Below are 9,091 nucleotides of genomic sequence, written 5' to 3' on the forward strand. Positions count from 1 at the left end.
ACACAACGGTTTATTATAGATGGGAATACTCTGTTTTTTCTATGGCTCTTTCGAGTTAAAGATCTGAGAGGTTTGTCTAATTTGTGAGCAAGGAGTTGACTTGACCTATGACGATTCGCAAATCGATTCAATACGTGATCGTACTTGCCTTGGTTGCAGGGGGAATATATGCGTTGACTCAACACGACGCAGCCCCGCGAGACAAAGCCGTGCTTGGAGAAGCTGCACCTCTTTTTACACTAAGAGATTTGTATGGAGAAGAGATACAACTGGCGGACTACAGGGGGAAAGGCGTCCTGCTCAATTTCTGGGCGTCCTGGTGCAATCCGTGTGTGAACGAGTTGCCGTTACTGAATGAGGCCTATAAGCTCACCGGTGTGAAAATGCTGGCTATAAATGTCGGGGAGAATGCCGAGACGGTGCAGAAGTTTGTGGATCGGTACGAGCTTAAGTTTCCAGTTGTACTGGATTCCGAAATGAGAATCAAGCAACAATACCGCGTTGTCGGCATGCCGCTTACCGTTCTCATCAATGCGGAAGGCGATTTGATTGAAAGGCATGAAGGGGAGTTGACGGAAATGGCAGACATTTTGAACTTGATGGGGCGGATTAACCATGAATAAATACAGATTATGGTGGCTTGGCGGGGGAGTAATAATTTTTCTATTGTTTATGATTCTTGTACCCTTGCCCTTTCAGCCACCGGGAGATACAAGGATGATCCTTGACCATACGCTGCAGGTATATGTGGCTCCGCCTTGTTTTAATGATGCTGACTTGACCAATTATTTAACGGAAACGACATGGAACAAGGTAGCAGAAAGAGGCTACGAACCCGAATCTGCTTGTACCGCTGAGATGATGAAACCGGTTGCTCGTACGATGTGGAACAAAGTAAGGGAATTGGCAGGATTCATTCCGTCGCCTTGGGCGTGGTAAAAGCGGGAATCTTGCGTCTTAGGATGGCCGTGATGCGTAAACCGATCTCCTCCGGACTTAAAGGGGATGGTCACATAATCATCGACGCCAGCCTCAAAACCCCGAAATTTATCCGTTAGTTCGCTGTGTGTATAGAGAGCATGAGGATGGGGGGCGCTTTGTATTTTCGCAAATGTGCTGCAAACACTCCGTCTGTCCATTCGGGGTAGGGCGGCTCAAGCTCAATCAAGTCCAGGACAGAAGTGACTGCTTGATTAAGCCTGGAAATCCCGTCGCTTTCTTCTATGACATGACAACCTTTTATTATCAGATGATTCCGAAGCGTTTCACGCGCGCGCCGTTCTTCGTCGCCATTATAATCCATGCTCTTGACAATTGTGCGAAAGTGAGTCGAGTACAGTAGCTATTTGGAGTCATACCTGTTCGATTCGCTTCAGGGTAAAATAAAAAGATACGGAGGTACTTGGAGAGGAGGCTGTAAGGTTGACCTATAAACAACTCAAATGGCTAATTCTGATCATCCCTACCTTGACCATTGGCATATGGGAATATGTAAGGCACGAGTTTTTGCTCCCCTATATTTCCATGGAGCTTGGCAACTGGCTCGCTCCTGTATTCGTGTTACTGGTAAGCTTGCTATTTCTGACGCAGTTATTCGCGATGATCGAGCATAATCAGGAAGAACTGAATCGGGCGAAGGCTATGCAAGCTGTCCTGGAGGAACGCGAAAAGATTGCTCGGGAATTGCATGATGGCATCGCACAATCGTTATTTTTCTTAAATGCCCAGGTATCGCGTATGGAGCGGATGAAGCAGGCAGAGGGATTGCCCATAGACAAACTGAGGGAAAGCGTGCACCACACCAACGATTACGTAAGGCAAGCCATCGCGAATTTGCGGCACGCGGCGGATGTGGACCAAAATCCGTGGCTGCAGGGGGTGGAGAGCCTGATTGACGAACTGCGCCGTGAAACCGATTTGCAATTTGATACGAAATGGGAAATTCCGGAGTCTATGCTCTCCTCTAAAGATAAAGTGGAACTATTGGCGATTATTCGGGAGGCATTGCTCAATATTCATAAACATGCGGATGCCACTCGTGTCCGCGTACAAGCGTTGACAACAAAGACGGGATGGACTTGTCAGATCGCGGATAACGGGAAAGGATTTGAGCCCGATACAGCGGTTGGAGGAAACCGCTATGGTCTTAAGATGATGCGGGATCGCGTGAGCAATATGTCCTGGCAGTTGCATATCGAAAGGGAAGATGGTGAAACGAGGGTTACGATCATAAAGGAGGCAAAGTAAAGTGTCAACATTTCGTGTAATGATTATAGATGACAGTGAAATGGCTAGAGAAGGGATTCGTATGATTCTGGAGAGCGACCCGGCCTTTGAAGTGGTGGCGGAGGGGAACAGCGGCGAAGAGGCGCTCGCTCTCAGTGAACGGTGGATGCCTGATTTGATTCTGATGGATATTCAAATGCCGGGAATGGGCGGGCTGGAGGCGACCAAGCGCCTGAAGGAAAAATACCCGTATGTCAAAGTGGTCATGGTAACGGTCTCGGACGATATTGCGCACCTGTTCGATGCGCTGAAAAAGGGCGCCCAAGGTTATTTATTAAAAAATTTGAAGCCGGATGCATGGCACGAATACTTGAAAGCGATCGCCGTCGATGAGGCTCCGATGACGCGCGAACTCGCTTTTCGCATCTTGAAAGAGTTGTCGCCAATGGGCGCCGACGAGGCTCAGGCCAGTCCGCTAACTAGCCGGGAACGTGAAATATTAGGGCTGGTCGCCAAAGGCTTAAGCAACAAAGATATTTCGAGCAAGTTGGACATTTCCGAGCATACTGTAAAAAACCATTTAAAGAATATTCTTCAAAAGCTCCATTTGGATAACAGAGTTCAACTTGCGCGCTATGCCTATGAGCAAGGCTGGATGAGCAAGCGTTAGAGATCGCATGAAGGGGGGATAAGCGTGCTCAGATTGGCAGACCTGTATGGATGGCATACCGTTTTAACACCGGAATTATTGGTGGTTGCTGCGGGAGTTGCATTGCTTTATGCAAAAGCGGGCAACGTTCAGCCGAATAACGGAGGCATCTTCGTTTCTCTCCGATGGACCCGTCAAGCGTCGTTTTATGCCGGCGTGGTCTGCATGTATTTCGGTTATGGCGGGATTTTGTCGGTGCTTGCCAAAGAATCGATTTTTACGTTTTACAACTTTGCGTTCGTTATATGTGCATGATTCCCTTGTTCATTGCAGGCACCCCGGAGTGGATTCGAAAAGGAGCGGTTTCCAGATTGCCGGGAGGACAAAAGCTTCTTTGGTCTGAAAAACATGGAATGTATGCGGCGCTGGTTTTCTTTCTGATCTTGTCTGTCATGTTGCTGCCTGTCGTGTATAATACGCTGTTGACGATGGTTATTCTGCGTTTTCTGGTCCATATTCTCTTGCTCGCAAGCGCTTGGTTCATGTGGGAATCCTTGTTTCGCCCCGGATTGATTCGTCATCAGCGCGAGAAAATTCGAACCAAACTGATGGTTCTTGGAAGCATATTACTCTTTCCCATTTGTGTGGCGATGATCGGTTCGGATTACGGGGCCTATCCGTATCCGCAAAACATCTTATCAGAATTATGTGTATCGCCGACAGCAGAAGGGGGATCGATCCTGTTTAGGATTGGCAGCACGTCCGCTTTTGGAGGTATGTTGCTCATGGCGGCGCAGCAGTTTTCATTCGCGCTTACCAACAGACCGACTAAAAAGCAACAGTGATACTCGTTCACTAAGGATGACCGCTTCATTCCCAGGTCGGAAAGAGCGGTCGTTTTATTTTGCTGATGGAAAGGACGAAGCATTTGTGTGATTGGCGATATATCTCCTCCGATACGGCCCGTTTTTGCGCTTGATGCAAAACGGGTCGTACTGGCTCTTTGGAGTCATTCTTAATATGGGTGCGCGTTCATACAATGAATGGACGAGCGATCATGGGAATGAGTGACGGAGGAGAATGAGTATGAAACAAGATCGAATCCATATAACAGGGATGTCATGCGCCGCTTGCGCGGCACGTATCGAAAAAACGCTGCGAAAAGAGAAAGGAATTCAGTCCGTTCAAGTCAGTCTGGCTTTGTCGACGGCAACCGTACACTATGAACCGAGGGTAATTGGAATTAGAGCGATCATAACCAAAATTGCGAAGCTTGGCTATAGGGCGACTGACAGGCTCTCGGATCCCCAAGCAGGAATAGAGGCCGAGGCACATGCTTATCGTATCCGGTTTATCATCGCCGCATGCTTGTCCATTCCGCTTTTATGGGCGATGCTGGCACATATCTCAATTTGGACTGCACAATGGACGCCGGTTTTATTCATGGAACCCCTATTTCAGTTGCTGCTTGCGTCCCTTCTCCAGTTCGGCGTAGGCTTTCCCTTTTACTATGGCGCATATCAGGCCCTCCGCCATCGTAGTGCAAACATGGATACTTTGGTTGCGATAAGCACATCCGTCGCTTACTTCTACAGCCACTACGCGATGTTTCAAAACGGACATCATTCCGCCCATCCGACGCTTTATTTTGATACGATTGCGATGATTATGACTGTGGTTTTGTTAGGCAAGTGGCTTGAAGCGGTTGCCAGGGGAAAAGCGCTGAAACAATTGAGCGCTTTATATTCCCTGCAGGTGAAGCTGGTTCGGGTCATACGCGAGCACAGAGAAGAATGGTTGACGGCAAGTCAAGTTCAAGCAGGGGATCGTGTTGTCGTGAAGAGCGGCGAATGGATTTCCGTTGACGGCATCGTCCAGTTCGGAACGGCGGATACGGATGAATCGATGATGACCGGAGAAAGCGCAGCAGTGGCCAAACGCAGCGGTGACCGTGTCTATGCCGGCACACGTTGTTTAATTGGAAGTCTGCATATTGAGGTCGATAAAAAGCACGAGGATACCCGCTTGTCTCAAATGATTGCGCTGGTCGAAGCCGCGCAACAGGGCAAACCGGCTATTCAGCGAACGGTTGACCGCATAGCAGCAATTTTTGTGCCCATTATGATAGGTTGTGCTGCGATAACTTACGTAGGATGGTTAACCTTTTCCAGTGACCCCGGTGCCTCCGAAACTGCCATGCGCTATGCGTTATCCGTTCTACTGGTCGCTTGTCCTTGTGCGCTTGGTCTGGCTACACCCATTTCCATCCTGATTGCAACAGGATCTTCTGCCCAGAAAGGCATTCTATTCAAAGAAGGACGCTCCCTGGAAAGGTTACGGCAGACGGATGTCGTATTGCTGGATAAGACAGGCACCTTGACGGAAGGATTGCCGCAGCTCGAAGCCATTCATGCTCCCGAGGGAAACTGTGCTCGTACACTTCGTCTATCAGCCGCATTGGCTTCTCTTTCTGTGCATCCGCTGGCACAAGCCATTGTGAGAGCCTCTCGTGATAAACAGTCCCCCATTCCGGAAGCGACGAAATTCGAAGAGTGGCCGGGGAGAGGGATGGAAGGCTACGTGGATGGGAAGTACGTATGTGTGGGAAATCGAAAATGGTTGGAGGAATTGGGCGTTCCGTTTTGGAGGAGGAAAGGCTTGGAATCGATCAAGCAGCCAGCCCTGGTCTAATAAGGCTTTATGTGGCCATGAACGGAAAATGGATCGGCACGATTGTTATGTCCGACAAGCTTAGAAAAGATGCCAGGAGGGTCGTACAGGCGCTGAAGCGAAAAGCCGAGGTGTGGATGGTAACCGGCGATGAGGGACAGACTGCTCTGACTGTGGCTTCTGCAGTGGGTATCGATCGGGTTCATTCCGGTATGCTTCCTGAACAGAAACTTGCGTTCATTCGCGAGCTTCAACGCCAAGGTCGATCCGTAGCGATGATTGGCGATGGTATCAATGATGCCGCAGCGCTAGCTGCGGCCGATGTCGGCATTGCCATGGGCGCGGGAGCAGATGCGGCCAAACAGGCAGGCGATGTCGTTCTGATCGGCAACAAGCTAACCCGAATCATGGAGGCGTACATCTGGAGTCGTTATACGATGCGGAATGTTCATCAGAATTTGCTTTTTGCTCTTCTATATAACGTCCTTACCGTGCCTTTGGCTGCATGCGGTTTTTGGACCCGCGCATTGCTTGCATCGGAATGGCAGCCAGTTCAGTTCTGGTAGTCGGTAATTCGCTTCGACTTCAGCTAAGGGGAAAACGGGGGGGAGAAGCATGGCATTGACCGGGAGCGGATTATGGTTAGTGGCACTGTCAGGCTTGATGGGGGCGCCGCATTGTCTGGTCATGTGCGGAGGGATCGTTTCATCCCTGACCCTACGAACCCAGGGCTCCCCACTGTCGTCGGTATTGGCCTACAATGCCGGAAGAGTGACAACTTACGCGGTGATTGGATGCTTTATGGGCGTTGTGGGCTCCTTTCTGGATGTGGCCGGCCGCTTTGTAGGCCTCCAAGGAGCAGCCAGCATCATTGGCGGACTGCTCATTTTGTTGTGGACCTTTCGTCGCTACACCTTGCCCTTTTATAACTCTCATCTGCCGAGACATCCTCTTTTTCAAGCGAAACTGGAGCGGCTTGGTCAGCGTTATGAGATGTTTGCGACATTTTTAACCGGCATTCTGCTGGGATTTCTACCTTGCGGTTTAACTTATGCGATGCAGATGAATGCCGCGGCCTCCGGTTCTGGCGCTGAAGGTATGCTGATTATGCTGGTGTTTGGACTTGCAACATTCCCGATTTTGTTCCTAACGGCGATGTCTGCCGGCAGCCTGACGAAAAAGTGGCGCAGGGGGATGCGCAAGTTTGGTGGATTTCTAGCTTTTCTAATGGGAACGCTGTCTTTTTTGAAAGGACTGAGCGCAAATGGATGGATTCCGAGCATTCATCCATGGCTATGGTAAAGGGGCTATCGAACCTTGAACAAGGTCCTGACTTTTACAGATTGGTCCTTCCAACGAAGGGCCGCTTCAGCTTGCCAAAGGCCTTGCATAACAGGGACGGCGGTCGCGGTGTAGACACCAGGCTCGGATTCCACGATAACAGCGGGGAATACGCCACAAAACATATCCGGCATCGAGATATTGAGTTCGAGATCGGCGCTCATCACCGGGTTTTCAGACAACTCGGTAATGAAAATCTGAAAGGCGGTTTCTTTCATGGGCATTGCAACAGATTGAGCGGCCTGTATTTCCATGCGAATTTGCTCATCGGAATAGAAGGCTTCTGCCTGAGAACGATCTTGAAATTGCCGAAACAGAATAATCGCCGCAAAATACAGAACAGCAGGAAAGCAATACTCCATCTGGTCTTCACGCTAACCCTTCTTTCATCCGAAAGCATAAGTATTCCCTCATAGGTATGTAAGAAAGGGTCAGAACATGCCGATATTAGGCACGAAACACAAACAACCCGAAGGACCTGTCGCGGTCCTTTCGGGTTGTTTGCGTCTGTTTGTTCCTCTTATTTTTGCGAAGCAAGCCATGTTGTTATCATAATGATCTCGTCCTCTGTCAGTCGATCTTCGAAGGACGGCATTCCCCCTCGTCCGTTTGTTATTATTTTGTACAGCTGTTCTTTGGTCATCGTTGCCCCGATATGTGCCAAGGCAGGCCCAACTGCCCCCTGCATTTCTGTACCGTGGCAAGACATACAATTATTTTTGTAGATCTGCTGCGATGCATCTGCATCAACTGCACGATCGGGAACCACGAATGCAGGACTATTCGTGGCTGTTTGTTCTTTTTCAGGCAATCCTGTCAATAATAAAAATACTGCAAGCAGGCTGGCGCAACACAACAAACCAGCCATAATCCACTTGTGCATATTAACCCTCCTTTGTTTTCTCCATCTTATCAAGAGGCTAGTTTTTATCGCTATAGCTCAAAAGTGTCAGGAGATTCTTGGCTGCTCTTTAATCATACCTCCAGAATGAGATGCTGGATGAAATTTGCGTGCAGTCAAAGATATCATGTTATATTGCAGCTTATTAGCCGGATGGCCCTAGCCAGCTACTCATTCTGTAACCAACACCGCGTATGGTTTGAATAAGTTGCCCTGAACCGGGAGCAGCCACATTCATTTTTTTGCGTAAGCGTTTAATATGCGTATAGACCGTTCTGCAGTCGCCTTGATATGCATAGTGCCATACTTCTGTAATCAGATTTTCGCGAGAAAAGGAGCGACCAGTATGGTTGACCAGATAATATAGGAGATCATATTCCTTAAGTGTCAATTCAATTTCTATGCCATTAACCGTTACCTTACGTGCTTTCGGATCCAAACAGAGTCGGGAACTGCTGGCCTTGGGACTGACTTGGACTGACGTGCGTCGGATAATCGCGCTGATTCGGTGGACAACTTCCCGTGGACTGAAGGGCTTGACGACAACGTCGTCTGGGCCGGCTTCAAAGCTGCTGATGACATCTTTTTCATCATGCCTGCTGGTTAATATGAGAACGGGCGTGTGGTTTTCATGTCGGATTTTTGCGCAAAGCTCCAGACCGTTCAGTTCAGAAAGATCTATATCCAGTACAACAAGGTCAGTTTGGTTTTGCAACATCCGATTGAGAGCGCTTGTTTCATCAGAATCCTTCAGAACATGAAAGCCCTCTTTTTCTAAGTAACGGCTTAATACGCTTCGAGTGTGTAAATCATCATCAATGAGTAATACTTGCATGGAAGTCACGAACTTTCACATCCTCATAACCGATTTATTTCCACTTTACTTGATGGTTCAAACCTATTGAAATGACTCGAATGTGTCAAAAGGGAGTAAAGTTTGGCAAAATCGTGAATCCATTTGCAGTAATACCATTTTCCTTTTCTGTGATACGGTCATTATATTCAGCAGCTTTCGGACAGGCAATCCCGCCAGCAGTTGGACGTTATCTTTCGGCTGAAACATTTGATCGATTGATTTGGCAATTCAGGGTCCGATTTTGCATCAAAAATGAAATGAATAATAGAGGGACATGTTCAGTTCCTTTTAATGAACCTTGACAACCGAATACAATCTTATCCGGTACGTTCCCCGCTTGGCCTGGAAGGATAGCCAAATTGCAGGCGCGCCACGACCATTTTGCCGGTTCTTGTTTTTGCATGTCTTGTTAGCGGAACCGTCAGAAAGCGAGCGATTTTGCCCATGC

General features: G+C 48.6%; 12 protein-coding genes. 9 read left to right on the top strand and 3 right to left on the bottom strand.

Translation table 11 applies throughout. The annotated features are described in order from the left end of the window. Nucleotides 1–107 precede the first annotated feature (107 nt). The 9 genes from PACILC2_RS20410 to PACILC2_RS20445 all read left to right on the top strand — a co-directional run bounded on the left by PACILC2_RS20410 (nt 108) and on the right by PACILC2_RS20445 (nt 6,847). Nucleotides 108–623 carry a redoxin domain-containing protein gene (locus PACILC2_RS20410; protein WP_213530506.1) on the top strand — a complete coding sequence of 172 codons (516 nt, stop codon included), beginning with the start codon at nt 108–110 and terminating at the stop codon, nt 621–623. Beyond that, the gene (locus tag PACILC2_RS20415; protein WP_213530508.1) at nt 616–939 is read left to right on the top strand and encodes a hypothetical protein; all 324 of its coding nucleotides are present in this window, start codon (nt 616–618) and stop codon (nt 937–939) included. The genes PACILC2_RS20410 and PACILC2_RS20415 overlap by 8 nt, the downstream gene beginning before the upstream one ends. Nucleotides 940–1,422: 483 nt before the next feature. Then, complete coding sequence (locus tag PACILC2_RS20420; protein ID WP_213530510.1) at nt 1,423–2,247, top strand: sensor histidine kinase; 825 nt, start codon at nt 1,423–1,425, stop codon at nt 2,245–2,247. A 19-nt stretch (nt 2,248–2,266) separates the two neighbouring features. Further along, the gene (locus PACILC2_RS20425) at nt 2,267–2,896 is read left to right on the top strand and encodes a response regulator (protein WP_213530522.1); all 630 of its coding nucleotides are present in this window, start codon (nt 2,267–2,269) and stop codon (nt 2,894–2,896) included. A 24-nt stretch (nt 2,897–2,920) separates the two neighbouring features. Then, nucleotides 2,921–3,190: a hypothetical protein gene (locus tag PACILC2_RS20430; protein WP_213530512.1), complete on the top strand. Its 270-nt coding sequence runs from the start codon at nt 2,921–2,923 to the stop codon at nt 3,188–3,190. Further along, complete coding sequence (locus PACILC2_RS20435; RefSeq protein WP_213530514.1) at nt 3,187–3,720, top strand: cytochrome c oxidase assembly protein; 534 nt, start codon at nt 3,187–3,189, stop codon at nt 3,718–3,720. The genes PACILC2_RS20430 and PACILC2_RS20435 overlap by 4 nt, the downstream gene beginning before the upstream one ends. Before the next feature lie 241 nt (nt 3,721–3,961). Further along, nucleotides 3,962–5,566 (top strand): heavy metal translocating P-type ATPase, encoded by a 1,605-nt coding sequence (locus tag PACILC2_RS20440; RefSeq protein WP_280515356.1) that lies wholly within the window; start codon nt 3,962–3,964, stop codon nt 5,564–5,566. Nucleotides 5,567–5,583: 17 nt separating this feature from the next. Further along, on the top strand, nt 5,584–6,111 hold the full coding sequence (locus tag PACILC2_RS28095; RefSeq protein WP_280515357.1) for an HAD-IC family P-type ATPase: 528 nt from the start codon (nt 5,584–5,586) through the stop codon (nt 6,109–6,111). 49 nt (nt 6,112–6,160) lie between these two features. Further along, nucleotides 6,161–6,847 carry a sulfite exporter TauE/SafE family protein gene (locus tag PACILC2_RS20445; RefSeq protein WP_213530516.1) on the top strand — a complete coding sequence of 229 codons (687 nt, stop codon included), beginning with the start codon at nt 6,161–6,163 and terminating at the stop codon, nt 6,845–6,847. A 5-nt stretch (nt 6,848–6,852) separates the two neighbouring features. Here the strand turns inward: PACILC2_RS20445 and PACILC2_RS20450 are convergent, their stop codons facing one another. The 3 genes from PACILC2_RS20450 to PACILC2_RS20460 all read right to left on the bottom strand — a co-directional run bounded on the left by PACILC2_RS20450 (nt 6,853) and on the right by PACILC2_RS20460 (nt 8,622). Beyond that, nucleotides 6,853–7,248 (bottom strand): FixH family protein, encoded by a 396-nt coding sequence (locus PACILC2_RS20450; protein ID WP_244863689.1) that lies wholly within the window; start codon nt 7,246–7,248, stop codon nt 6,853–6,855. 158 nt (nt 7,249–7,406) lie between these two features. Beyond that, nucleotides 7,407–7,769, bottom strand: coding sequence for a c-type cytochrome (locus tag PACILC2_RS20455; protein ID WP_213530519.1), 363 nt, complete (start codon nt 7,767–7,769; stop codon nt 7,407–7,409). A 163-nt stretch (nt 7,770–7,932) separates the two neighbouring features. After that, a complete protein-coding gene (locus PACILC2_RS20460; RefSeq protein ID WP_244863690.1) occupies nt 7,933–8,622 on the bottom strand; it encodes a response regulator transcription factor in 690 nt (229 codons plus the stop codon). Between the last annotated feature and the right edge of the window lie 469 nt (nt 8,623–9,091).

The organism is Paenibacillus cisolokensis (assembly GCF_018403665.1).
Taxonomy (GTDB): domain Bacteria; phylum Bacillota; class Bacilli; order Paenibacillales; family Paenibacillaceae; genus Paenibacillus_AH; species Paenibacillus_AH cisolokensis.